General features: G+C 71.7%; 22 protein-coding genes. 13 read left to right on the top strand and 9 right to left on the bottom strand.

The window, feature by feature from the left end:
• Positions 1-31 precede the first annotated feature (31 nt).
• The gene (locus ACGFML_RS08180; RefSeq protein WP_393541264.1) at positions 32-1,156 is read right to left on the bottom strand and encodes an LLM class flavin-dependent oxidoreductase; all 1,125 of its coding nucleotides are present in this window, start codon (positions 1,154-1,156) and stop codon (positions 32-34) included.
• 262 nt (positions 1,157-1,418) lie between these two features.
• Between ACGFML_RS08180 and ACGFML_RS08175 the strand changes: the two genes are divergently transcribed.
• Both ACGFML_RS08175 and ACGFML_RS08170 read left to right on the top strand, forming a co-directional pair.
• Complete coding sequence (locus ACGFML_RS08175; RefSeq protein ID WP_393541262.1) at positions 1,419-1,775, top strand: L-rhamnose mutarotase; 357 nt, start codon at positions 1,419-1,421, stop codon at positions 1,773-1,775.
• Positions 1,776-2,035: 260 nt separating this feature from the next.
• Positions 2,036-2,686 (top strand): MerR family transcriptional regulator, encoded by a 651-nt coding sequence (locus ACGFML_RS08170; protein WP_393541261.1) that lies wholly within the window; start codon positions 2,036-2,038, stop codon positions 2,684-2,686.
• A gap of 111 nt (positions 2,687-2,797) precedes the next feature.
• Here the strand turns inward: ACGFML_RS08170 and ACGFML_RS08165 are convergent, their stop codons facing one another.
• Entirely contained in the window at positions 2,798-3,655 is an 858-nt protein-coding gene (locus ACGFML_RS08165; protein ID WP_393541259.1) for a siderophore-interacting protein, read from the bottom strand.
• Positions 3,656-3,761: 106 nt separating this feature from the next.
• On the bottom strand, positions 3,762-4,676 hold the full coding sequence (locus ACGFML_RS08160) for a 5'-3' exonuclease H3TH domain-containing protein (RefSeq protein ID WP_393541677.1): 915 nt from the start codon (positions 4,674-4,676) through the stop codon (positions 3,762-3,764).
• Between the two features lie 228 nt (positions 4,677-4,904).
• Between ACGFML_RS08160 and ACGFML_RS08155 the strand changes: the two genes are divergently transcribed.
• The 4 genes from ACGFML_RS08155 (at position 4,905) to ACGFML_RS08140 (ending at position 10,168) form a co-directional block, all read left to right on the top strand.
• Positions 4,905-6,059: a glycine betaine/L-proline ABC transporter ATP-binding protein gene (locus tag ACGFML_RS08155; RefSeq protein WP_393541258.1), complete on the top strand. Its 1,155-nt coding sequence runs from the start codon at positions 4,905-4,907 to the stop codon at positions 6,057-6,059.
• The gene (locus ACGFML_RS08150) at positions 6,052-8,661 is read left to right on the top strand and encodes an ABC transporter permease/substrate binding protein (protein WP_393541256.1); all 2,610 of its coding nucleotides are present in this window, start codon (positions 6,052-6,054) and stop codon (positions 8,659-8,661) included. Before ACGFML_RS08155 ends, ACGFML_RS08150 begins: the two co-directional genes overlap by 8 nt.
• A gap of 279 nt (positions 8,662-8,940) precedes the next feature.
• Entirely contained in the window at positions 8,941-9,375 is a 435-nt protein-coding gene (locus ACGFML_RS08145; protein WP_393541254.1) for a hypothetical protein, read from the top strand.
• Positions 9,376-9,421: 46 nt separating this feature from the next.
• Entirely contained in the window at positions 9,422-10,168 is a 747-nt protein-coding gene (locus ACGFML_RS08140; protein WP_393541252.1) for a helical backbone metal receptor, read from the top strand.
• Between the two features lie 4 nt (positions 10,169-10,172).
• Here the strand turns inward: ACGFML_RS08140 and ACGFML_RS08135 are convergent, their stop codons facing one another.
• Positions 10,173-11,318, bottom strand: coding sequence for a TDT family transporter (locus tag ACGFML_RS08135; protein WP_393541250.1), 1,146 nt, complete (start codon positions 11,316-11,318; stop codon positions 10,173-10,175).
• A 70-nt stretch (positions 11,319-11,388) separates the two neighbouring features.
• Here ACGFML_RS08135 and ACGFML_RS08130 point away from each other — a divergent pair, with 70 nt between their 5' ends.
• On the top strand, positions 11,389-12,321 hold the full coding sequence (locus ACGFML_RS08130) for a LysR family transcriptional regulator (RefSeq protein WP_393541248.1): 933 nt from the start codon (positions 11,389-11,391) through the stop codon (positions 12,319-12,321).
• Positions 12,322-12,324: 3 nt separating this feature from the next.
• On the opposite strand, the gene ACGFML_RS08125 is transcribed toward ACGFML_RS08130, so the two are convergent.
• Both ACGFML_RS08125 and ACGFML_RS08120 read right to left on the bottom strand, forming a co-directional pair.
• The gene (locus ACGFML_RS08125) at positions 12,325-13,686 is read right to left on the bottom strand and encodes a uracil-xanthine permease family protein (protein WP_393541246.1); all 1,362 of its coding nucleotides are present in this window, start codon (positions 13,684-13,686) and stop codon (positions 12,325-12,327) included.
• Positions 13,687-13,689: 3 nt separating this feature from the next.
• A complete protein-coding gene (locus ACGFML_RS08120; protein ID WP_393541244.1) occupies positions 13,690-14,874 on the bottom strand; it encodes an aryl-sulfate sulfotransferase in 1,185 nt (394 codons plus the stop codon).
• A 137-nt stretch (positions 14,875-15,011) separates the two neighbouring features.
• On the opposite strand from ACGFML_RS08120, the gene ACGFML_RS08115 reads away from it, so the two are divergent.
• Complete coding sequence (locus ACGFML_RS08115; RefSeq protein ID WP_393541242.1) at positions 15,012-15,566, top strand: helix-turn-helix domain-containing protein; 555 nt, start codon at positions 15,012-15,014, stop codon at positions 15,564-15,566.
• Positions 15,567-15,661: 95 nt separating this feature from the next.
• Complete coding sequence (locus tag ACGFML_RS08110; RefSeq protein ID WP_393541240.1) at positions 15,662-15,943, top strand: DUF1876 domain-containing protein; 282 nt, start codon at positions 15,662-15,664, stop codon at positions 15,941-15,943.
• Between the two features lie 283 nt (positions 15,944-16,226).
• Here ACGFML_RS08110 and ACGFML_RS08105 read toward each other — a convergent pair whose 3' ends face one another.
• The 3 genes from ACGFML_RS08105 to ACGFML_RS08095 all read right to left on the bottom strand — a co-directional run bounded on the left by ACGFML_RS08105 (position 16,227) and on the right by ACGFML_RS08095 (position 19,283).
• Positions 16,227-16,928 carry a gamma-glutamyl-gamma-aminobutyrate hydrolase family protein gene (locus tag ACGFML_RS08105; protein ID WP_393541238.1) on the bottom strand — a complete coding sequence of 234 codons (702 nt, stop codon included), beginning with the start codon at positions 16,926-16,928 and terminating at the stop codon, positions 16,227-16,229.
• Positions 16,929-16,961: 33 nt separating this feature from the next.
• Positions 16,962-18,431, bottom strand: a complete 1,470-nt coding sequence (gene eat / locus ACGFML_RS08100) for an ethanolamine permease (protein ID WP_393541236.1) — start codon at positions 18,429-18,431, stop codon at positions 16,962-16,964.
• A gap of 102 nt (positions 18,432-18,533) precedes the next feature.
• A complete protein-coding gene (locus ACGFML_RS08095; RefSeq protein ID WP_393541234.1) occupies positions 18,534-19,283 on the bottom strand; it encodes a FadR/GntR family transcriptional regulator in 750 nt (249 codons plus the stop codon).
• Between the two features lie 73 nt (positions 19,284-19,356).
• On the opposite strand from ACGFML_RS08095, the gene ACGFML_RS08090 reads away from it, so the two are divergent.
• From ACGFML_RS08090 to ACGFML_RS08075, 4 genes are all read left to right on the top strand, one after another.
• Positions 19,357-20,724 (top strand): glutamine synthetase family protein, encoded by a 1,368-nt coding sequence (locus ACGFML_RS08090; RefSeq protein ID WP_393541232.1) that lies wholly within the window; start codon positions 19,357-19,359, stop codon positions 20,722-20,724.
• An 11-nt stretch (positions 20,725-20,735) separates the two neighbouring features.
• Positions 20,736-22,115 carry an aldehyde dehydrogenase family protein gene (locus tag ACGFML_RS08085; protein WP_393541230.1) on the top strand — a complete coding sequence of 460 codons (1,380 nt, stop codon included), beginning with the start codon at positions 20,736-20,738 and terminating at the stop codon, positions 22,113-22,115.
• A complete protein-coding gene (locus ACGFML_RS08080; protein WP_393541228.1) occupies positions 22,112-22,915 on the top strand; it encodes a 3-oxoacyl-ACP reductase in 804 nt (267 codons plus the stop codon). The genes ACGFML_RS08085 and ACGFML_RS08080 overlap by 4 nt, the downstream gene beginning before the upstream one ends.
• A 110-nt stretch (positions 22,916-23,025) precedes the next feature.
• A complete protein-coding gene (locus ACGFML_RS08075) occupies positions 23,026-24,294 on the top strand; it encodes a haloacid dehalogenase-like hydrolase (RefSeq protein WP_393541226.1) in 1,269 nt (422 codons plus the stop codon).
• Positions 24,295-24,323 lie beyond the last annotated feature (29 nt).

The following is a 24,323-nucleotide window of genomic DNA, read 5'->3' as shown; positions in this document are numbered from 1 at the left end:
TCGTGTCCGGGTGTCGGAGCGATCGAACGGCCTAGCCCAACAGTTGCGCTGCCGCGCGCTGTTCCGAGCGCTCCGCGTCCCGCTTGGCGACCTCCTCGCGGACAAGCGGGATGACATACCTGCCGAAGTCGATCGCGTCGTCGAGCAGGTCGTAGCCGCGGGCGGAGATGATGTCCACGCCCAGGTCGTAGTAGTCCAGCAGGGCCTGTGCGACGGTCTCCGGCGTGCCGACCAGAGCGGTGGAGTTACCGGCGCCGCCGGTTTCCGCGGCGGTCGGCGTCCAGAGCGCCCGGTCGTGCCGTTCGCCCTCGGCGGCCGCCGCGAGCAGCCGCTGGGAGCCGGCGTTCTGCGGGTTCGTCAGACCCTGACGACGGTTGGGCGGCGCGGTCGCCTTGCGGGCGCGGATCCGTTCCAGGGTGCGGTGCGCCTTCTCCCAGGCGAGTTCCTCGGTGGGTGCCAGGATCGGCCGGAAAGCGACCTGGATGCGCGGCGCCCGACGGCGGCCCGCCGCCTGAGCCGCCGCCCTGACCGAGCCGATCTGCTCGGCGGTCTGCGCCAGCGGTTCGCCCCACAGGCAGTAGATGTCCGCCTCGGCGCCGCCGGCCGCGTACGCCGCGGGCGACGACCCGCCGAACGACACCTGCGGATGCGGCTGTTGCACCGGGAAGGTGTCGGAGACGAAGTCGTGGAAGCGGTAGTGGTCCCCTTCGTGGTCGAACGGCTCGTGGCTGGTCCAGATCTTCTTCACGATGCTGATGTACTCGCGGGTGCGGGCGTAGCGTTCGTCCTTGCCGAGTGTGTCGCCCTCCCGGCCCTGTTCATGGTCGTTGCCGCCGGTGATGAAATGGACGGCGAGCCGTCCGTCGCTGATCCGGTCCAGCGTGGCGAAGGTCTTCGCGGCGAACGTCGGATAGGAGACGTTGGGGCGGTGTGCCACCAGGAGCTGGAGGGACTCGGTGCGGGCGGCGATGTAGGCGGCGGCCGGGGACGGGTCGGGTGAGCCGGAGGAGTACGCGAACAGCACCCGGTCCCAGCCGTACTCCTCGTGGGCGCGGGCCAGCTTCAGCGTGTAGTCCTTGTCGAAGGACGCGCCGGAGCGGGGGGTGACTTCGGAACCGTCGTGGGTGGCGGCGATGCCGAGGAACTCGACAGGCATGGGGTGGCCTCGTCTTCTCGTAGGTGGTGCGAGGGCATGCGGCAGGGCATGCGGGCGTACGGGGCCCGGAGCGGGCTCGCGGTACGGAGGGACTGCGCTACGGAGAAGTCAGCGGCAACAGGACGCCGACCACACCCGACCGAAGTCGATGTGGTCGCGGGTGACCAGCGGCTGCAATGGACGCATGGGCCCAGTGGAACAAAGAGATGTCTGCGCCGTCAACCAATTCCGTTGCCCGGGGCGGCTGGTGGAGGATGCCGTCATGAGTGCGACACACGACGAGGGGAGCGCCCCGGTGCGCCGCTTCGGCAAGTGCATCAGGCTGCGTCCGGAGCACCGCGAGGAGTATCTGCGGCTGCATGCCGAGGCGTGGCCCGGAGTGCTGGCGACGCTCACCGCATGCCACCTCCGCAACTACTCGATCTTCCTCGAGGGCGATGTGCTGTTCGCGTACTTCGAGTACGTGGGGGACGACTTCGCCGCCGACATGGGGAAAATGGCCGCCGATCCGACCACCCGCGAGTGGTGGCGACACACCGACCGTTGCCAGGAGCAGACCGAGGGCGCGGTGCCGGGGGAGTGGTGGACGCCGATGCGGGAGGTCTTCCACCACGGCTGACGGCCGACGGCGGCGTGCCCGCCCGACGCGACGCGCCCGGTCGGCGGTCAGCCGACCGGCGGCCCAACTTTCCGGCGGGCGCGCGGAGTTACCGCGCGAAGGGCGTCGTGGCGCCCGACTCGGGCAGCGGTACGTGCAGCGGATCCGTCCACTCCGGTGGCGCGCTCGGTGCGGTTCGCGCGCAGGGGCCTCCCAGGCGTCGGCTGGATAGCCGGACTATCTATCATGGCTACGGTAAACCGGCCGGAAAGGGGCGGCGCATGCGCATCGGGGAATTGAGCCGGCAGACGGGGGTGCCGGTCCCGACGATCAAGTACTACGTCCGCGAGGGGCTGCTCCCCGCGGGCCGGCTGACCAGCCCCAACCAGGCCAGTTACGACGACGGCCATGTCCGCAGGCTGCGGCTGATCCGCGGACTGATGGATGTCGGCGGCCTGTCGGTCTCGGTCGTGCGGGAGGTCCTGGCCGCCGTCGACTCGCCCGAGGAGTCGGTGCACAAGGTGCTGGGTGCGGCCCAGGAGGCGATCACCGCACCGGCCGCCGGGGAGCCCCCGGAGCTGCCGGAGGCCCGGCAGGCGGTCGCCGGGCTCGTCCGCCGGCGGGGCTGGCGGGTCGAGCCGGATCATGTGTCCGCCGAGGCGCTGGCGGTCGCGCTGGCCACCTTCCGGGGCATCGGGCACGGCGCCTTCGAAGAGGTGCTGGAGGACTACGCCGAGGCGTGCGAACGGATCGCCGCCGCCGATCTGGCCTTCGTGGGGCGCAACGCGGAGGTCGACACCATGGTGGAAAGTGTGGTGGTGGGGACCGTACTGGGCGATGCCGTCCTCAGCGCCATGCGGCGGCTGGCGCATGTGGAGGCATCGGCCCGGCGGTACGACGAGGACGAGGGCGCGGTGGCCGGGGAGGCGTGATCGCCGGCGGGGTGCCGCCCGCCGCGTCACCCCGTCCCGGTGCGGCCCTGGTGGGTCCGGGCGGGAGGGCCGGCCCCCGAACGGCCGGGTCGGCCCGCCCGCCGCGTCGATTCAGGAAGCGGCGGCCGGGGCGGTTTCCTGTTCCGCCTCCACCTGCTGGTTCCAGTCCCGCTTGGACGCCTGCCAGCCGTCCTCGTCGTGGCCGGTGCGCCAGTAACCGGAGAGGGACAGGTCCTCGCGGGGGATGTCGCGCTCGGTGCGCAGCAGGCGGCGCAGCTCCTTCACGAAGCCTGCCTCGCCGTGCACGAACGCCTGGACCTGGCCGGACGGAAACTCCAACTGCCGTACGGCCGCGACCAGTTCGCGGCCGACCGGGGAGGCGCCGCGGTGCAGCCAGGTGACCTCGGCGCCCGGGGGGACGGTCAGTTCCTGCTGCTCCTCGGGGCCCGCCACCTCGATGAAGGCGCGCACGGGGATGCCAGCGGGCATCCGGGCGAGCGAGGCCGCGATGGCCGGCAGCGCGCTCTCGTCGCCGGCGAGCAGGTGCCAGTCCGCGTCGGCGGCCGGGGCGTAGGCGCCGCCGGGGCCGAGGAAGCGGATCTCGTCGCCCGGCTCCGCCGCGGCCGCCCACGGCCCGGCCAGACCCTCGTCGCCGTGCACCACGAAGTCGAGGGCCAGCTCGCGGGTCTCGGCGTCCCAGGAGCGCACGGTGTACGTACGGGTCCGGGGCCACTGGTCGCGGGGGAGGTCGGCGCGGATCTGGGCCATGTCGAACGGCTCGGGGTAGCTGACCTCGGGCAGCGGAAAGACCAACTTGACGTAGTGGTCGGTGTATTCGCCCGCCGCGAAGGCCGCCAGGCCGTCGCCGCCCAGCACCACGCGCACCATGTGCGGGGTCAGCTGCTCGGTGCGCACCACGCGGCCGCGGTGCAGTGTGGGCTGTTTACGGGCCGGACGCTCTGCTGCCACGACATTCCCCTGACGTGATCGCCGAATTGGTGAACCTGCTCGGACCTGCCAGGCATCACCTGTGGTCTATTAGGTATGCCTAACCTAATGGACCCAACGTAACAGCTCAGTGGTGCAGGGTGGTGACCAGTCGCTGCAAAGATCCCCCCAGGCCCCACCGGTCGGCGAGCGCCGTCAGGCGCTCGGGGTCGGCCGGTTCGGCGGGCAGGGTGTGATCGATGTCGGGGACCGGCGCGTCGGTGGCCACCCGGACGACCGTGGGGGCCACTTCGACGTACGGGCGCGCCTCGGTCAGGCGCTTGCGCTGGGTGGGGGTCAGCTTCGACGCCGGGTCGTCGGCGGCGGCCATGATGCCCGCGAGGTCGCCGTAGGCGGCCAGCAGCTTGGCGGCGGTCTTCTCGCCGACCCCCGGCACGCCGGGCAGGCCGTCGCTGGGGTCGCCGCGCAGCAGCGCCAGATCGGCGTAGCCGGGGCCGTCCACGCCGTACTTCTCGCGCAGCAGGGCCTCGTCGGTGACCTGCAGGGTGCCGACGCCCTTGAGCGGGTACAGGATGCGGATGCCGCGGTCGTCGTCGACCAGCTGGAAGAGGTCGCGGTCGCCGGTGACGATGTCGACCGGGCCCTCGGCGGTGGCGGTCAGGGTGCCGATGATGTCGTCCGCCTCGTAGCCCGCCGAGCCGATCCGGGCGATGCCGAGCGCGTCCAGGACGTCCTCGATCACCGGGACCTGCGGGGAGAGGGTGTCGGGGATCTCTTCCTCGTCCGGCTCCGCGGACCCGGCCGGGGCCTCCTCGGCGACCCGGTGTGCCTTGTAGGAGGGGATCAGGTCGACCCGCCACTGGGGGCGCCAGTCGAAGTCCATGCAGGCGACCAGGTCGTCGGGGTGGTGGTCCTGGACGAGCCGGGCGATGAAGTCCAGCAGTCCGCGTACCGCGTTGACCGGCATGCCGTCCGGGGATTTGACCGATTCCGGTACCCCGAAATAGGCGCGGAAGTAGAGCGAGGCGGTGTCGAGGAGCATCAGGCGTCGAGTCACACCCCGCATGATGCCGTATGCCCCTTACGTCACGCGGATGTGATCTGGAACACCGTCTTGTTTGAGCCCCATAAAGAAGGGCAGGCGCGCAGGCGGAGCGGACCCGGTCGCGGATTCAACTATTCCGGCCGGTCCGGCGGGCCGAATCCGCGCCGCTTCGCGACCTGTCTACGGGGGTGGCAGGTCGTTTCTCGTGCGACAAGAGAGGTATATGTGTCCAGGCTGCAAGCCGAACACCTGTACAAAGTGTTCGGCAGACGACCCGAGGACGCGGTCCAACGGCTCGAGGGCGGCGCCAGCCGCGAGGACCTGCGGTCCGAAGGCACCACCGCCGCAGTGATCGACGCGTCGATCGAGGTGGACGAGGGCCAGATATTCGTCGTCATGGGTCTGTCCGGATCCGGTAAGTCGACACTCCTGCGCACGCTCAACGGGCTGCTGGAGCCGACCGCCGGGACCGTCCGGTTCGACGGCCAGGACCTGACTTCGCTCAGCGACAAGGAGCTGCGCAAGGTCCGCTCCGAGAAGATCTCCATGGTCTTCCAGCACTTCGCGCTCTTCCCGCACCGCAGTGTGCTGGAGAACGCCGCCTACGGGCTGGAGGTGCAGGGCGTGCCGCGCGCCGAGCGTGACAAGCGGGCCACCGAAGCCCTTGAACTCACCGGGCTCAAGGGCTGGGAGAAGTCCTGGCCGGACGAGCTCTCCGGCGGTATGCAGCAGCGCGTGGGCCTGGCCCGTGCGCTGGCCACCAACGCCGACCTGCTGCTGATGGACGAGTCCTTCAGCGCGCTCGACCCGCTGATCCGCCGCGATATGCAGGACCAGCTGCTGGAGCTGCAGAAGACGCTGAAGAAGACGATCGTCTTCATCACCCACGACCTCAACGAGGCGATGCGGCTCGGCGACAAGATCGCGGTGATGCGCGACGGCCGGATCGTGCAGGTCGGCAGCGCCGAGGACATCCTCGTCCGCCCGGCCAACGACTACGTCGCGTCCTTCATCCAGGACGTCGACCGCACCCGGGTCCTGACCGCCGGTGCGGTCATGGACGAGGTCGGTACGGTCCTGGGCGCCACGACGTCGGAGGGCGGGAAGCTGGCCACGGCCGCGGACTTCCAGGCCGCCGCGCCCGCCACCGTCGGCGTCGACACCCCGCTCGCCGAGCTGTTCACCCCCTGCTCGACCAGCACCGTCCCGGTCGCCGTCACCGACGAGCACGGGAAGCTGGTCGGCGCCGTCCCGGTCGCCAAGCTGCTCGCCGTGCTCGGTGAGCCCGTACGGCAGGACACCGCCGTGCCCGCGCCGGCCACCGGCGCCACGACTCCCCTGGAGAAGACGGCCGAGGGCAAGGTGATCGCCGGTGCCTAGGATCCCGATAGGCAGCTGGGTCAGCGACTGCGTCGACTGGCTGCGCGACAACCTCAACTGGCTGTTCGACCTCATCACCCATGTGCTGAACGCGCTCTACGACGCGATCCACACCGTGCTCGCCGCACCCGAGCCGCTCATCCTGGCCGGCATCCTCGCGGTGATCGCCTGGTGGCTGCGCGGTCTGCCGGCCGCCCTGCTCACCTTCCTCGGCTTCGCGCTGATCAACTCCATCGAGCAGTGGGACGAGACCGTATCGTCGCTGTCGTTGGTGCTGGTGGCGTGCCTGATCACGATCGTGGTCGCCATTCCGCTGGGCATCCTGGCCGCCCGCAGCCGCGCCGTCGGCGGCGCGCTGCGCCCGGTGCTGGACCTGATGCAGACGATGCCCGCCATGGTCTACCTGATCCCCGGCATCCTCTTCTTCGGCCTCGGTGTCGTTCCCGGCATCGTGTCGACCATCGTCTTCTCCATGCCGCCCGCGGTCCGCATGACCGAGCTGGGTATCCGGCAGGTCGACGAGGAACTGGTCGAGGCGGCCGAGGCGTTCGGCACCCACCCGCGGCGGACGCTCTTCCGCGTCCAGCTGCCGCTGGCGCTGCCCACGATCATGGCCGGTATCAACCAGGTCATCATGCTGGCGCTGTCCATGGTCGTCATCGCCGGCATGGTCGGCGGCGGCGGTCTGGGCGGGTCCGTCTACAACTCCATCAGCTCCGTCGACGTGGCGCTGGGTTCCGAGGCCGGTCTCGCGGTCGTCATCCTCGCCATGTATCTGGACCGGATGACCGGTGCGCTCAACCAGCGGGTCTCCCCGCTCGGCCGGCGCGCCCTGGCCAAGGCGCAGGCCGCGCTGGGCGGTCTGAAGTTCCTCCAGTGGAAGCCCGCCACCTCTCTCGCGATGGCCGGCGTGGTCGTCCTCGCGCTGCTCGCCGGCGGCCTGAGCTTCATGGGCAAGGACAGCGGCGGCGCCGGCGGTACCACCGACGGCAACGGCCGCCCGGTCAGCCTCGGCTACGTCAACTGGGACGAGGGCAAGTCCACCACGTACCTGTGGAAGGAAATCCTCGAACAGCGCGGTTACAAGCCCAAGGTCCAGGCCCTGGAGGCCGGTCCGCTGTTCGCCGGGCAGGCCCGCGGTGACATCGACGTCCAGACCAACGCCTGGCTGCCGACCACGCACGCCGAGTACTGGAAGAAGTACAAGAACAAGCTCGAGGACCTGGGCGCCTGGTACGACAAGACGTCGCTCGAGGTCGCGGTCCCGAAGTACATGAAGGACATCAAGTCCCTCGACGACCTCAAGGGCAAGGGCGGCCGGTTCGGCGGCAAGATCACCGGTATCGAGCCCGGCGCCGGCGAGATGAAGATCCTCAAGGACAAGGTCCTCAAGGACTACGGCCTGGGCGGCGAGTACAAGGTGCAGGAGTCCAGCACCTCCTCGATGCTCAGCGAGCTGGACCGCTCGATCCACGCCAAGAAGCCGATCGCGGTCACGCTGTGGTCCCCGCACTGGGCGTACAACAAGTACGACCTGACCAAGCTGAAGGACCCCAAGGGCTCGTTCGGCTCCGGCGACAGCCTGCACATGCTGGGCCGCAAGGGCTTCTCCAAGGACGAGCCGCAGGTCGCCAAGTGGATGAAGAACTTCCACCTGGGCGAGAAGCAGCTCACCAGCCTGGAGGACGAGGTCAAGAGCGCCGGTGTGGGCCATGAGCAGGACGGCGTGCGCACCTGGTTGAAGAAGAACCCCGGCCTGGTCAACAAGCTGGCCCCGTCCGCCCACGCCGCGTACGCCAAGGGCAAGGACGCGGGCAAGGCGCCGAACATCGGCTACCCCGCGTGGGACGAGGGCATCGCCACCACCTACCTGTGGAAGAGCATCCTCGAGAAGCGCGGCTACAAGCCGAACATCCGCAACCTCGACGTCGGCCCGATGTGGACCGGCCTGTCGACGGGCCAGATCGACGTCGAGACCGACGGCTGGCTGCCGGTCGCGCAGAAGCAGTACTGGGACAAGTACAAGAAGGATCTCGTCGACGTCGGCGCCTGGTACGACAAGACGTCGCTGGAGATCGCGGTGCCGTCCTACGTCAAGGGCGTCAAAACCCTCGACGATCTGCGCAAGCACAAGGACGAGTTCAAGGGCAAGATCATCGGCATCGAGCCGGGCACCGGCGAGATGAAGCGCCTGCACAGCGTCGTTCAGCCCGCCTACGGGCTGAAGGACTTCCAGGTCACCGAGGCCGGCACCAGTGCGATGCTCGCCGAGCTGGACCGGGCCTACGCCCAGAAGGAGCCGATCGCGGTCGTCCTGTGGTCCCCGCACTGGGCGTACAGCAAGTACCACCTGACCAAGCTCAAGGACCCCAAGGGCACCTGGGGCGCCAACAACCAGATCAAGACGCTCGGCAACAAGAGCTTCCCCAAGAAGTTCCCGGAGTTCGCCGGTTGGCTGAAGAACTGGAAGATGACGCCCGACCAGCTCGGCAGCCTGGAGCAGGACCTCCAGGACGCCGGCAAGGGCCACGAGAGCAAGGGCGTGGACAAGTGGATCGCTGACCACCCGGGCATCGTCGACAAGATGGCGCCGGTGAAGTAGCCGCGCCGCCGCCCTGTCGAGAACCCCGCCCCCGGCGTCAGCCGGGCGGCGGGGTTCGCCGTTGCCGGGGCCGTCCGCGCGCTCCCGTCGCCGCCGTACGCGGCGGGAGCCCCACGGGGCGCCGGCCGGCACGGTGGCCCCGCGGCAGGCCCTCTGATGGAGTATCGGCTCCCCTACCGGCCGCGCCCGCGTCGCGGTGCGGTGCGCGCGGTGATTCGCTCCGTGTGTGCCGGTCATTCCACGTGGCCGCCGGAGCCGCGGCCGGCGCAGGAGGCGACCGTGAACCCTGCACGCACCGCCGTCGTCGCCCTGGCCGGCGCCGCTGCCCTCGGATGTGCCGCGCCCGCCGCATCGGCACGGGTCGAGCCGGACCCGATGGCGGCCGGCCAGCGCGTCAGTGTCAGCGACGGCAGACGCTGCCCCGCGGACCGGAGCGCCACGGCCGCCTCGGCCCTCTTCGGATCGGTGGTCCTCGAACCGGCCGCGCGGGGAATGGCGGCCGAGACGACGGTCGACCGTACCGTCACGCCCGGCGACTACCGCGTCACCATCGATTGCGGGTCCGGCGGCGACCGCTTCACCGAGACGGTGACCGTACGCGACGGGCGGTCCGAAGGGGTGAACGCGAGTCAGGCGGCCGGCGGCCTGGCGCTGCTGGTGCTGGCGGCCGGTGCGGCGTCCCTGCTCCGCAGAAACGCCAACGCCCGTTCCTGATCGGCGAGTTCGCCGGCGGGTGAGCCGGTCCGCGTACGGTGGGGCGATGACCTCAAGACCTGCCGGCGGCGGCGTCCGAAGCGTGGTGTCCCTGGTGCCCTCCCTCACCGAGGCGGTGGCGGCCTGCGCGCCCGAGCTGCTGGTCGGTGCCACCGACTGGTGCACTCACCCGGCCGGGCTCGACGTCACCCGTATCGGCGGCACCAAGAACCCCGACACCGCCCGGATCGCCGCCCTCGCCCCCGACCTCGTGATCGCCAACGAGGAGGAGAACCGCCCCCAGGACCTCGCGGCGCTGCGGTCCGCCGGGCTGCACGTCCACGTCACCGAGATCCGCACGCTCGACCAGGCGCTCGACGAGCTGGAGCGGCTGCTGGTGCACGGCTGCGGACTGCGCAGGCCCGGCTGGCTGGACGCAGCCGAGGCCGCCTGGCGGGACCTGTCCGCCGCGACGGCGGAGCGCTCCGCGGTGGTGCCGGTCTGGCGGCGGCCGTGGATGGTGCTGGGCCGGGACACCTTCGCCGGTGACCTGCTCGCCCGGCTCGGCGTGCGCAACCTCTACGCCGGGCATGCCGACCGCTACCCCCGCGTTCCCCTCGACGAGCTCACGGCCGCAGGCGCCGATCTGGTCGTGCTGCCGGACGAGCCCTACCGCTTCACCGCCGAGGACGGGCCGGAGGCGTTCCGCGAGATCCCCGCCGCGCTGGTCAGCGGGCGCCATCTCACCTGGTACGGGCCGTCGTTGGCACAGGCTCCGCAGGTGCTGGCGGCGGCCCTGGCCGCGGCGCGCTAGCGGCTCACCCGGTGGCGGGCCGGGGCTGCGGGGGCGCGAGCAGCCGTCCTCGCGCCAGGCCGAGCGCAGTGCGCGTACCGGCCACCGCCACCGCCGTCACCAATGCCGCGTAGAGCACCAGGGCGAGCCCGTCGAACGCGGCCAGCCCGGTGTGCCGTGCGAGTCCCGCGGCGCCGGTGACGCAGGTCCCGAGGGGGAAGGTGAAGGCCCACCAGGTCATCGCGAAGCCCATGCCGCGGCGGAACGCCCGCACCACCATCGCCGTGGCGATCGCCAGCCAGAGCAGCGCGAAGCCCGTCACGGGCACGCCGTACAGCACCGCGAAGGCGCTCATCGCGTGCGCGTAGGGGGCGCCGACGGCCCCCGGGGCGGCATCGGCGAGGTTGTTCACGGCGGTGGTGGACTGGCCCAGCGGGCCGAGGACGAGGAACAGCGTCGGGGTCAGTACGAGCGGCAGCGGGCCGTGGTGGAACAGCCGGGACAGCACCAGCGGCAGTACCAGCAGCGTCGCCAGCAGCGACATCCCGAACAACGCGTAGCAGGCGAACAGCAGCGCCGCCCGCCACTGGCCGGCCGGCAGCTCCGCCACCAGTGCCGGGCCGGTCGCCGCCGAGACCATGGGCGCGACCAGCGGCAGCAGCCAGGCCGGTGCGGCGCCGCCCGCCTCGATGCGGTGCCGGGTGACCATCAGATACGGGATCCCGGCGGCGGCCGCCAGCCCGACGAGGGTGCCCAGGATCCAGAGCGTGCCGGCGGCGGCGAGGGCGCCCGGCCGGCCGATCACGTCCCCGCCGACCGCGAGGGTGCCGGCGCCGACCGCGAGCAGCGCCATCGCCAGGCACCCGTAGAACGGCGCGACGGCGGGATCCAGCAGCTGCCGCCGGGCCTGGTCGCCGTGCCGGGTCCAGTGCACGGTCCGGGCGGCCAGCAGTGTCACCAGCATCAGCGCCGAGAGGGCCCAGACCAGTGCGTACACTCCGCGCAGCCACGGTGCGTGCAGCGGCAGAGCGGCGCCGGCGTTGGCGACGATCGCGGTGCCCATCACGGCGGCGTACCAGTTCGGGCCGAGGTGGCGGACGGAGGGCGCCGTGCCCGCGGTGCGTTCGGGGGCGTCCGTGGCCTGGGAGCAGGCGTGCGCGAGGACTGTCATGACACGAGCCTCGCCGCGGGCACGCGTGCCCGCCAGAACCCTTGTGGCTATGAGGGCATAAGCTGGGTTTATGTGCAGCGCAGACGACGGGACCGCCGCCGTACCCCTCGCGCACCGGGTTCCCGACCTCGGTGCGCTGGAGCTGCTGCTCGCCGTCGCCCGGCTCGGCAGCCTGGGCCGGGCCGCCCGCGCGATGGGCGTCACCCAGCCCGCCGCCAGCAGCCGGATCCGGTCGATGGAGCGTCAGCTCGGCGTGGGGCTGGTGGAGCGCTCGCCGCGCGGATCCCGGCTGACCGAGGCGGGTGTGCTGGTCACGGACTGGGCGCGGCGGGTGGTGGAGGCGGCCGAGGCGTTCGACGCCGGTGCGCAGGCGCTGCGCGGCCGCCGCGACTCGCGACTGCGGGTCGCCGCCAGCATGACCATCGCCGAGTATCTGCTGCCCGGCTGGCTGATCGCGCTGCGCGCGCAACTCCCCGGCACCGCCGTATCGCTGCTCGCGGGCAACTCCAGCGCGGTCGCCGAACGGCTGCGGTCGGGCGAGGCGGACCTCGGCTTCGTCGAGGGCCTGGAGGTGCCGGCGGGGCTGGACGGCACGGTCATCGGCCACGACCGGCTCATCGTGGTCGTCGCCCCGGCCCACCGCTGGGCCAGGCGCCGCACGGAACTGACCGCCGCCGAGCTGGCCGCGACCCCGCTGGTGCTGCGCGAACGCGGCTCCGGCACCCGCCAGGTGCTGGACGCGGCGCTCGCCCGACACGGCGGGCTGGCCGAACCGCTGCTCGAACTCTCCTCCACCACCGCCGTGAAGGCCGCCGTGCTGAGCGAGGCCGCCCCCTCGGTCGTCAGCGAGCTCGCCGTCGGGGAGGAGCTGACCGCCCGCCGGCTGGTGGCGATCCCGGTGCGCGGCCTGCGGCTGGGGCGCGATCTGCGGGCCGTCTGGCCGGCCGGTCAGCGGCCCGCCGGTCCGGCCCGGCAGTTGCTGGGGCTGACGCGGGGCGCCTGAGCGTCAACCGGCCCCGGACTCCAGCGGGTCGGGGCCGGACTCCACCGGGGCGCGGTCGGTCCGACCGGTCCGGGTCGACGGTCGCGTACGCCACGCCGGCCGCCGGAAGAGGGCGGAGAGCGCGATCGCCGTCAGGGCGGCGGCCGGTACCCCGCTGCCGAACAGGGTGTGGGCCCAGTCGGGCAGCGGTGCGTACAACTCCGGGGCCAGGATGGGGAGCAGGCCCGCCAGCAGCGTCAGCGCGACGACGGTGGTGGCGGCACGGTCGGCGAGATCGGTGCGGCGGAGCATGTCGATGCCCATGGCCGCGATCACCGCGTAGATCACCAGGGCCGCGCCGCCCACCACCGGCGTGGGCAGCGCGGCGAGCAGCCGGGTGACCGGCGCGAGCAGACCGCTCAGCACGAGCAGCAGTCCGGCGGCGGCGGTCACGAACCGGCTGCGGACGCCGGTGAGCTGGACGATGCCGATGTTCTCCGCGCTGGTCACCATCATCGGGCCGCCGAACAGCCCGGCGCCCAGTGAGACGACCGCGTCCGCGCGGGCGGTACGCGGGACATCGCGCGCCGGGTCGGGGATACGGCCCACCGCCCGGCTGGTGAGGACCGTCTGACCGGTGGCCTCGGCGAGCGAGGCCAGCGCGAAGACCATCAGGGGAAGCGCCGCGAGAAGGTCGAACCGCGGTGTGCCGAAGGGCAGCAGCTCGGGCGACGAGAGCACCGCAGCGCCCGGAACGGCGGGAAACGCGGCGCCGGTGAGCGCCGCGGTGGCGGTGCCGGCCACCATGCCGATCAGCACCGACAGCTGCCGCCACACACCGCGCAGGATCAGGAAACACAGGGTGGTGGCGGCGATGGTGACCAGCGCGAGCCCGCGCCCGGCGACCGCCATCGGCGCCGCAACCTTGATCATGTTGATGCCGATGACCAGCACGGTCGCGCCCATCACCAGCGGCGGGAAGAAGCGGACGAGCCGCCCGTACAGCGGCAGTACGGCCAGCAGCAGCGCGGCCGCGAGCAGGACGGATCCGGACGCGGTGGCCGCGCCGTGGGCTCGGGCGATCTCGAGGAAGAGGGCCGCCGCCGCACCACCCGGCAGCATCATGAACGGCAGCCGGGCGCCGGTCCGCAGCACCCCGAGGGACTGCAGCAGGGCTCCGGCCCCGCACAGCACCAGTGTGGCGCTGAGCAGGGACGCGGTGCGGTCGGGCGGCAGCCGCAGGCCCGCCGCGATCAGGAAGACCGTGGAGACGGGCGCCGCGATCATCGCGAGGACGTGCTGCGCGGCGAGCGGCAGCAGGCGCAGCGCCGGCAGTCGCTCGTCCGTGGCCGCCGGGGCGTGTGTGCCGGAGGCCGGGGGCGCCATCGCTCACACCCGCCGCTTCAGCCAGGGCAGTTGCCCGGCGTCGTAGCGGTAGGCGCGGAAGACCGCGTTGTTCAGCGACGGGAAGAGCGCACCGACCTCGGGTTCGCGGTAGCTGCCGAACTGCGGGACGACGTACTCCCAGCACACCAGCCCCTCGGCGGTCACCTCGAAGAGCCGCCCGGCGGGGGAGTCGGTGATCAGGGTGTTGCCGTTGGGCAGCCGCTGGGCGCTGCCCATGAAGGGCGCGAAGAACGCCTCGCGTGCCGGGTCGTGGTATTCCCACACCACCTTCCCCGAAGGTCGCTCGACCTCGATGACGCGGGAGTACGGCACGTCGCTGCCGGGCCGGAAGACGCCGTTGTCGAAGATCAGGATGTTGCCGTTCGGCAGCTCGGTGGGGTGGTGCTGCTGGGAGACCAGACCCGGCTCGGTGCGCCAGAGGATCTCGCCGGTCGTCCGGCTGATGACGATCACCGCGGAGGTGCTGCGCAGGCTGGCCAGCACGTTGCCGTCGGCGAGCGGGAAGACGGAGTTGATCAGCGGCCAGTGTTCGCGGGAGTAGTCCGGGTGCAGGGCGTACTCGTCGCGGTCGAGGTGGTCGCCGACCCGCCAGGACCACAGCAGGTTCCCGTCGGCGTCGACCTCGCGGATGGTGTCGGCCCAGACCGTGCCGCCGGCCGGCTCCGAGCCGGGCACGCCGCCGCGCACCGCCGCCGCGCGCTCGCCGGTCAGCGGCTCCAGCGCGGTGTAGAGGATCCGCCCGTCGCCGTAGTGATGGGCGTCGTGGTGCTGGAGCGGGTCGGCGAACTCGTGCAGCACCCGCCCCTGCGGGTCGATCTCCTGCATCAGCCCGCCGCGGTACTTGTGCCACATCGGGAACAGCGCTTCCTGGTCCGGAAGCGTGGCGTTGTAGGCGAGGTTGCCGTTCGGCAGGATGCGCGCGTGGCGCCCGGGGCGGTTCGGCAGCCGCCAGCGGTGTGCGACGGTGCCGTGCAGGTCGATGAGCAGCACCTCGCCGCCGCCGGTGAGCGGCGCATAGAGGGTGTAGCCGCCGTACGCAGCCCGTTCGTCGAGGGCGATCAGGCCGGTGCCGCGACGACGCCGTGTGTTTTGATCGACTGCGGTTCCGGCTTCGGTTCCGACTGCGGTTCCGTCGGTGGTTCCGTCGGTGGTCCGGGCTGTGGGCATGATGAATTCCCCTGGTCGAACGTGGCATGGATGAGCACGAGCTAAGCGACGTCAAACTTTGTTTGATGGGATCAAACAGCGTAGACGCTAGGGGCGTGCTGTTGCAGACGTGTGAACGCACCAATAAGGAGCGAACGATGAACGAAGCGGCGGACTCTCCCCGGGTCGGGGCCGGGGTGCGCAGGCGCCGCCGCGCCCTGGAGATGACCCTGGCGGAACTCGCCCGCCGCACCGGTCTGTCCGCGCCCTTCCTCAGCCAGGTGGAGAACGACCGGGCCCGCCCGAGCATGCGCTCCCTCCAGAGGATCGCCGACGCGCTGGAGACCACCGCCGTCACCCTGCTGGCCGCCGCCGACGGCCCCCGTACGGTCGATGTCGTGCGCGCCGACTCCGCGGCCGTCCCCGAGGACGGTGACCGCGGCACGGTGCGCCCCCTGGTGCGCGGCCGGCAGCAACTGCACGCCCTGGAGGTCACCGGCCGGCACGACTGGCAGCGCGAATTCCAGCACCCGCACGACGAGTTGATGTACGTGATCGAGGGCTGCGTGGAGGCCGAGGCCGAGGGCACCCGCCATCGCCTCGGGCCGGGCGACACCTTCTACTGCTCCGGCGGCGTCACCCATCGCTGGCGCTCACTCGTGTCCGAGAGCCGGGTCCTGCTGGTCGGTGTGGCGGACGACTTCCGCCGCTAGCGGGTGTCGTCCGGAACATCCCGGGCCCGGGGCACATGGTGCGCGCATGCGGGACCTGACGCACTCTGGTAACAGCGGTTCCGGAGGTGAGCGGCATGATGAAGACGCAGACGGTGGCCGGATGGCACGTCGAGCTGGAATTCGAGGAAGACACACACCGCACCCGGGCGGCCGCCCTGGTACGGCTCCCGGACGGGAGCGAGATGCGGGCCCAGGGGTACGCCAGCCGGCACCCCGTCGACTCGGACCAACCGAGGGTCGGCGAGGAGGTCGCGGGAGCCCGCGCGCTCAACGAACTGGCGATGAAGCTGCTGACCAAGGCGCACGACGAGATCGACGCGGTGTCCGGCCGGACGTCGTACCCGCTGACGCACTGAACCGCTGACGCACCGAACCGCTGAAGCGGTGCGGTGCACCGGCGGGGTCGGCCGAGCGGCGCGGCGAGGTCCGCCGGAGGCGGTGGGCCGGGGCCGGTGCCGGTGCACACGGCCCCGGCACGGCGCACCCGTGCGCGCGGAGCGGAACGGCGCGGCGTGGCGCTCGGGGCCGGGGTGCCGGATGCCCCCTACCCCGACCCGGCCCTGGATCGTGGAGAAGGCGATGCCCGGAGCTCGGGCCCCGGCCGCGCACACCGGCACGACGGCCGGTTCGGCCTTCCGGTCACACCACCTCCGGGGAGGCCCCACGCGCCGCCGCCACCAGTGCCTGCATGACGCGTGGGTCGTCCCCGGCCTCCGGGTGCCACTGCACGGCGAGCACGAAGCCGTCCGGACCCGGCAGTTCCACGGCCTCGACGGTGCCGTCCTCCGCGAAGGCCGAAGCCACCAGCCCGCGGCCGATCCGATCCACCGCCTGGTGGTGGTAGGTCGGCACGGAGACCGGCTCGGGCAGCGTACGGTCCAGCAGGGTGCCGGGGACCGGCTTGACGGCGTGATGGCCGAAGACGCCGGGCGGGCCAGCGTGGTCGTCGAGATGCTGCACAAGGGTGCCGCCCAGAGCCACGTTCAGCAGCTGAAGCCCCCGGCAGATGCCCAGCAGCGGGACGCCGCCCGCCAATGCGGCCTCGATCAGGGCCAGTTCCCACGCATCGCGGTCGAGTGCGGGCGGGCCGGTCCGGGGGTGCGGCTCGGCCCCGTAGCGTGCCGGCTCGACGTCGGCGCCGCCGGCGATCACCAGACCGTCCAGGCGGGCGACGGTCGCGGCGGCGGTGGCCGGATCGCCGGGCGGCAACAGCGCCGGGAGCCCGCCCGAGCGCTGGACGAGCCGCGGGTAGCCGGCGGGCACCAGTGCGGCGGGCAGCGCCCACACCCCCCACCGGGCCTCCTCCTGGTAGGTGCTGATGCCGATCAGCGGCTGGGACATCGGGTCATCCTCCCTATGTGGGACAGGTGCGGCTCAGGCGCGTTCGAGTTCGGCCTCGGCGGCCGCCAGCGCGGCGAACTCCTCCTCCGGTGCCGAGGCCACCAGGCGGTGCCGGGAGTAGAGGGCGAAGTAGGCCAGCGCCACGACGTACACGCCGAGCGCGATGAAGGCGGCGTCCTTGTCGACCAGGAACGTCGCCACCAGCGCCGAGCAGGCCAGGACGAGGGCGACGGCCGAGGTCAGCATGCCGCCGGGGGTGCGGTACGGGCGGTGCAGGCCGGGCTCGCGACGGCGCAGCACCAGGTGCGAGAGAGCCATCAGGGCGTACGAGATGGTGGCGCCGAAGACCGCGACGTTCAGCATCCGGGCGCCGTCCCCGGTGGCCGCGGCGAGCGCGAAGCCCAGCGCGCCGGGGACCAGCAGGCCGAGGTAGGGGGCCTTGCGGCGGCTGGTCAGGGAGAGGAAGCGGGGCAGGTAGCCGGCCCGGGAGAGCGCGAAGAGCTGCCGGGAGCCGGCGAAGATCAGGGAGAAGAACGACGCCACCAGGCCGGCGAGACCCGCGTAGTTGACGATCCGGCTGACCGTCGTCGGCGTGCCGTGCGGCTGCAGGGCCTGGACGAGCGGGTCGCCCACCGACTGGATGGCGGCCGAGCCGCGCGCCCCGGTGGCGAGGACGAAGGTGATCAGCGCGAGCAGCAGCAGGACGCCCATCGCGGCCGCCATCGCCTTCGGCAGCGAACGCGCCGGGTCCTTGGTCTCCTCGGCGGCCAGCGGTACGCCCTCGACGCCGAGGAAGAACCACATACCGAACGGGAACGCCGCCCAGATCCCGAGAACGCCGAACGGGAGCCAGGAGTTGGCGCCGAAGGCGCCGGCCCTGACCGGAATGTCGTTGAGTGTGTCGACATGGAAATCGCTGAGTGCGGCGAGCGCGAAGACCACGAGCGCGGCGACCGCGACGGCGGTGACGATCAGGCTGAAGCGCAGCGCCTCGCCGACGCCCCACAGGTGGATGCCGATGAAGACGACGAAGCAGGCGAGATAGACCGGCCAGCTGGAGTGCAGGCCGAAGAGGCCGAGGGATTCGACGTAGTCGCCGATGAAGATGGAGATCGCGGCGGGGGCCAGGACGTATTCGATGAGGATCGCGGTGCCGGTCAGGAAGCCGCCCCAGGTGCCCAGGGCGCGCCGGGCGAAGCCGTAGCCGCCGCCCGCGGTCGGCAGGATCGAGGCCAGCTCCGCGAGCGCGAAGACCAGGCACGTGTACATCAGGCCCATCAGGACGGCGGCGATCGCCAGGCCGCCGAAGCCGCCCTGCGCCAGGCCGTTGTTCCAGCCGGAGAAGTCGCCGGAGACGACGTAGGCGACGCCCAGGCCGGTCAGCAGCAGCGGTCCCGCGCTGCCGCGGCGCAACGCACGCCGCTCCAGATAGGTGTCGTCGGGGGCTGCGGAAACCGGGGCCGATGTGGGCGGTGCGGACGGGGAATCGGTGCTGTCGGCCATGAGCCGCTCCTGCCTCGCCGAGGGATAACCGTGGTAAAGGTTCAGCGGCATACCTTTGCTCTCCGTCCCGGGCGAGCGCAAGGCCCCTGCGTAAAAGACTGGTTAACCCGGGGTCTCGGGCTGTGCCGCGGGAGCGGTGAGGAAGCCGCGCAGCAGGGCGGCGGTCCCGCAGCAGTGCTCGCGCATCACCTCGCGCGCGCCGTCCGCGTCGCCCTCCAGTACCGCCTCCACCAGGGCGCTGTGCTGGGTCTGGGAGTGCTCCAGATTCCGCACCAGCAGCGGGATGCAGTCCAGCAGGTCGTTCACGCCCGCCCGGACCGCCGCGTACTGGGCCGCCAGCGACGCCGAGCCGGAGAGCTCCGCGAGGGTCAGATGCAGCAGGGTGTCGCGCCGGCGGTAGTCCGCGAGCGGGGCGTCCTGGGTCGCCGCCAGGGCCTCGCGCAGCCGGTCGCCCTGCTCGTCGGTGAGCCCGTGGGCCGCGCACAGGCCGGCCGCGCCCACCTCCAGCACCTCCCGGAACCGCAGGGTGTCCTCGACGTCGATCTTCTCGATCCGACGCCGCAGCTCGGCCTCGCCCGGATTCTCCGTACGGACCCGGACGAAGGTGCCGCCGTAGCGTCCGCGCCGGCTCTCCACCAGCCCCTCGTCCTGGAGTACCTTGAGCACCTCGCGCAGGGTGACCCGGCTGATCTGCAACCGCTCCGCCAACTCCCGCTCGGCGGGCAGCCGTTCGCCCTGCGGCACCAGCCCGAGTCGGACGATCTGGAGTATCTGCTCCAGCGCCTCCTCGAAACCGTTGCCCGCCCGCACCGGCCGCAGCACAGGTGCCAGCCGATCAGCCGCACCGTCCATCGTCACCCCTTCCCAATCAATGGTTCGTGTGCATACCTTATGACCTCCGGATGCAGTGACAGGAGGCAACACCGTGGCAGACCGCACGCCCCCACTCTCCGTCGAGGAGCTCAGAGTCCTGGTCGACGCCGGGGAGATCGACACTGTCGTCCTCGCCTTCACCGATATGCAAGGCAGGCTTCAGGGCAAGCGGTTCGCCGCCCGCTATTTCCTCGACACCGTCCTTGAGCACGGCACGGAGGGCTGCAACTACCTCCTCGCCGTGGACGTCGACCTCAACACCGTCGACGGCTACCAGATGTCGTCCTGGGAACGCGGCTACGGCGACTTCGCCATGCACGGCGACACCGCCACGCTGCGCCGCACCCCCTGGAACGCCGGCACCGCCCTGATCACCGCCGACCTCACCTGGCACGACCGCTCCCCGGTCGTCGCCTCGCCCCGGCAGATCCTGCGCCGCCAGCTCGACCGCCTCGCCGAGCACGGCTGGCGCGCCTTCGCCGGCACCGAGCTGGAGTTCATGCTCTTCAAGGACACCTACGAGGACGCCTGGTCGCGCGGCTACCGCGACATGAACCCGGCCAATCAGTGGAACGGCGACTACTCCGTCCTGGGGACCGGCCGCGTCGAGCCCGTACTGCGCAGGATCCGCAACGAGATGGGCGCGGCCGGGATGACGGTCGAGTCCGCCAAGGGCGAGTGCAACCTCGGCCAGCACGAGATCGTGTTCGTCTACGACGAGGCGCTCACCACCTGCGACCAGCACACCATCTACAAGACCGGTGCCAAGGAGATCGCCGCCCAGGAGGGCATGGCGCTCACCTTCATGGCGAAGTACGACGAGCGGGAGGGCAACTCCTGCCACATCCACCTCTCGCTCCAGGACGACGACGGCCACCCGGTGCTCGCCGACGACAGCGGCCCGTACGGCATGTCGAAGGTCATGCGGCACTTCCTCGCGGGCCAGGTCGCGGCGATGCGCGACTTCACCCTCTGCTACGCCCCCAACATCAACTCCTACAAGCGCTTCCGCCCCGGCTCCTTCGCGCCCACCGCCGTCGCCTGGGGCCCGGACAACCGCACCTGTGCGCTGCGGGTGGTCGGCCACGGTCGCTCGCACCGCCTGGAGAACCGCCTGCCCGGCGGCGATGTGAACCCCTACCTCGCGGTCGCCGCCATGATCGCGGCCGGCCTGTACGGCATAGAGCACGAGCTGGAACTCCCCGAGGCGACCACCGGCAACGCCTACGCCGGCGACGCCGCGCACGTCCCCACCACCCTGCGTGAGGCCGCCGAGCTGTGGGAGAACAGCCCGATCGCCCGCGCCGCCTTCGGTGACGAGGTCGTCGACCACTACCGCCACATGGCCCGCGTCGAGCAGGACGCCTACGACGCCGCCGTCACGGACTGGGAGCGCTACCGCTCCTTCGAGCGCATGTAAGGAACCCGACCGTGTCCAATGGTCTGCACGAGCTGAACATCCTCAACCCGGCCACCGAGGAAGTGGTGGCCACCGTCCCCACCACCTCGCCCGCCGAGGTCGACGCCGCCGTCCGGCGGGCCGCCGCCGCCCAGGCCAAGTGGGCCGCCGTGGCCCCCGGGGACCGGGCCCGCATCCTGCGCCGCTTCGCGGACGTCGTCGACGCCCACATCGCCCCGCTCGCCGAACTCGAACTCCAGGAAGCGGGCCACCCCCTGGGCAACGCGGAGTGGGAGGCCGGCAACGTCCGCGATCTGCTGCACTACGCCGCCGGGGGAGTGGAGCGCCTGAACGGGACGCAGATCCCGGTCGCGGGCGGTCTGAACATCACCGTCCAGGAGCCGCTCGGCGTCGTCGCCGTCATCGCCCCCTGGAACTTCCCGATGCCGATCGCCGCCTGGGGCACCGCCCCCGCGCTCGCGGCCGGCAACGCCGTCCTCCTCAAGCCCGCCGAGACCACCCCGCTCACCGCGCTCCGGCTCGCCGAGCTGGCGCTGGAGGCCGGGGTGCCCGAGGGCCTCTTCCAGGTCCTGCCGGGCGAGGGCCCGGTCACCGGCACCGCGCTGGTCGACCACCCCGGGGTCGCCAAGGTGGTCTTCACCGGCTCCACCGCCACCGGCCGCCGCATCGCCGCCCGCTGCGCCGAGCAGACCAAACGGCTGACCCTGGAACTCGGCGGCAAGAGCCCCAACATCATCTTCGCCGACGCCGACCTGGAGGCCGCCGCGGCCGCCACCCCCGGCTCGTTCCTCGACAACACCGGCCAGGACTGCTGCGCCCGCAGCCGGATCCTCGTCCAGCGCTCGGTCTACGACCGCTACATGGAGTTCCTGGAGCCCGCCGTCCGGGCCTTCACGGTCGGCGATCCGGCAGACCCCGCCACGCAGATGGGCCCGCTGATCTCCGCCGCCCAGCGGGAGCGGGTACGGTCCTACGTCCCCGAGGACGCCCCGGCCGCCATCCGCGGCGAGGCCCCGGCCGGCAAGGGCTTCTGGTACCCGGCCACCGTCCTGGAGGGCCGCCCCGGGGACCGCACCGCCGTCGAGGAGATCTTCGGGCCGGTCGCCGTCGTCCTCCCCTTCGAGGACGAGGCCGACGCGGTACGGCTCGCCAACGCCACGGACTACGGCCTCTCCGGCTCCCTGTGGACCCGTGACGTCGGCCGCGCACTGCGCGTCTCACGCGCCGTCGCGGCGGGCAACCTCTCCGTCAACTCCCACAGCAGCGTGCGCTACTGGACCCCCTTCGGAGGGTTCAAGCAGTCCGGACTCGGCCGCGAACTGGGCCCGGACGCGCTGTCCGCCTTCACCGAGACCAAGAACATCTTCATCAGCACAGAGGAGAGCAAGTGAGCAGCGACCAGAGCGCAGTGTGCCGCCGCCTCGTCGGCCGGACCGCCGTGATCACCGGTGCGGGCAGCGGGATCGGCCTGGCCACCGCCCGCCGACTGGCCTCCGAGGGCGCCCACGTCGTCTGCGCCGACATCGACGAGAGGGCGGGGAAGGCGGCCGCCGAAGAGGTGGGCGGCACCTTCGTCAAGGTGGACGTGACCGACTCCGACGAGGTCGAGGCGCTCTACAAGACCGCCTTCGACACCTACGGCTCGGTCGACATCGCCTTCAACAACGCCGGCATCTCGCCGCCCGACGACGACTCCATCCTCACCACCGGCCTGGACGCCTGGAAGCGCGTCCAGGAGGTCAACCTCACCTCGGTCTACCTCTGCTGCAAGCACGCGCTGCCCTACATGCAGCGCCAGTTCGAGCAGACCGGGCGCGGTGGCTCCATCATCAACACCGCCTCCTTCGTGGCCGTGCTGGGCGCCGCCACCTCCCAGATCAGCTACACCGCGTCCAAGGGCGGCGTGCTGGCCATGTCCCGCGAGCTGGGCGTGCAGTTCGCCCGCGAGGGCATCCGGGTCAACGCGCTGTGCCCGGGGCCGGTCAACACCCCGCTGCTGAAGGAGCTGTTCGCCAAGGACCCCGAGCGCGCCGCGCGCCGCCTGGTGCACGTCCCGGTCGGCCGGTTCGCCGAGCCGGAGGAGATCGCCTCCGCCGTCGCCTTCCTGGCCAGCGACGACTCCTCCTTCGTCAACGCCGCCGAATTCCTCGTCGACGGCGGTATCGCGGGCGCGTACGTCACCCCGGTGTAAATCGCCCGCTGTTCACCTCCGCGTAAGCGCCATGGCGGCCGGATGTCGTGCGACGTCCGGCCGCCATGCGTTAGCGTCCGCCTTCGGTTCTTCGTTCGACAGGAGTGTCCATGCTCAACAAGCGTCGCTGGCTTGCAGCGGGTGCTGCCCTCGCAGTCGTGGGCGGCGGCGTCACGCTCGCCCAGACGGCCATGGCCGGCCCGGCCCCGCGCCACTGTCCCACCCTCCATGTGACCAAGGGCTGGTACGGCGACAACCGTGCCAAGCTGCAGAAGATGATCGATGAGCGCGGCAGCTGCTCCGGATCCGGGGGCGCGCGGCCGGTCGCGACCTTCGACTGGGACAACACCGTCGTCAAGAACGACATCTCCGACGCCACGCTCGCCTGGATGCTGCGGCACGACAAGGTGCTGCGCCCCGCGAACTGGCGCGCCACCAACAAGTGGATGACCGCTGACGCCGCCCGCGCCCTGACCAAGGCCTGCGGCACCTCCGTACCGGCCGGCCGTCCGCTGCCCACATCGACGGACACCGGCTGCACCGACGAGATCCTCGACGTCTACCAGGACGCCAAGACCTCCACCGGCAAGACGGCGTTCACCGGCGAGTGGAACCACCGCCGCACCGTCCCGGAGTACGTCTGGATCACCCAGCTCCTCGCCGGCCACAGCCCCGCGCAGCTGACCGGGTACGCCCGCGCCGCACGGGCCGAGAACCTCGCCGCGCCCATCGGCACGCAGCAGAAGGTCGGCACGCACATGATGGAGGGGTACGTCCGCTACTACGCCCAGCAGCGCGACCTCATAGGCACCCTCAAGAAGTCCGGCTTCGACGTCTACATCGTCTCCGCGTCCGCCGAGCCGCTGGTCCGAGCCTGGGCGCCCGGCGTGGGAATCGACCGCCGGCACACCATCGGCATCCGCAACATCGTCAGCCACGGCCGGCTCACCACGGGCGTCCAGGGCTGCGGCGACGTCAAGGACACGCACGGCGAGGTCCTGACGTACATGGACGGCAAGCGCTGCTGGATCAACCAGGAGATCTACCACGTCAAGGGCGCCAAGGCCTGGCGGCAGCAGGACCGGGCGCACCGTCCGGCCTTCGCGGCGGGCGACGCCGAGACGGATGTGACGTTCGTCGGCGATGCCACCGCGGGCCACCTGGCCATCAACCGCAACAAGCCCGAGCTGATGTGCCGGGCCTACGACAACAGCGATCACCGCTGGCTCGTCAACCCGATGTTCATCGAGCCGAAGAAGCGCCAGGCCGACCCGTACCCGTGCTCGACCGCCGGCTTCACGCGGTCGGACGGCACCCTCGGCCCGGTCCACCGCCCCGACGGCTCGGTGATCCCGGCCCAGCAGGACACGGTGTACTGAGCACGCCGGACGGACTATCGGGGAGAGGG

Source organism: Streptomyces sp. NPDC048650 (assembly GCF_043199095.1).
In the GTDB taxonomy this organism is placed as follows: domain Bacteria; phylum Actinomycetota; class Actinomycetes; order Streptomycetales; family Streptomycetaceae; genus Streptomyces.
Note: the sequence above shows the minus strand (reverse complement) of the source record. Positions and strands in the feature narration are given on the sequence as shown.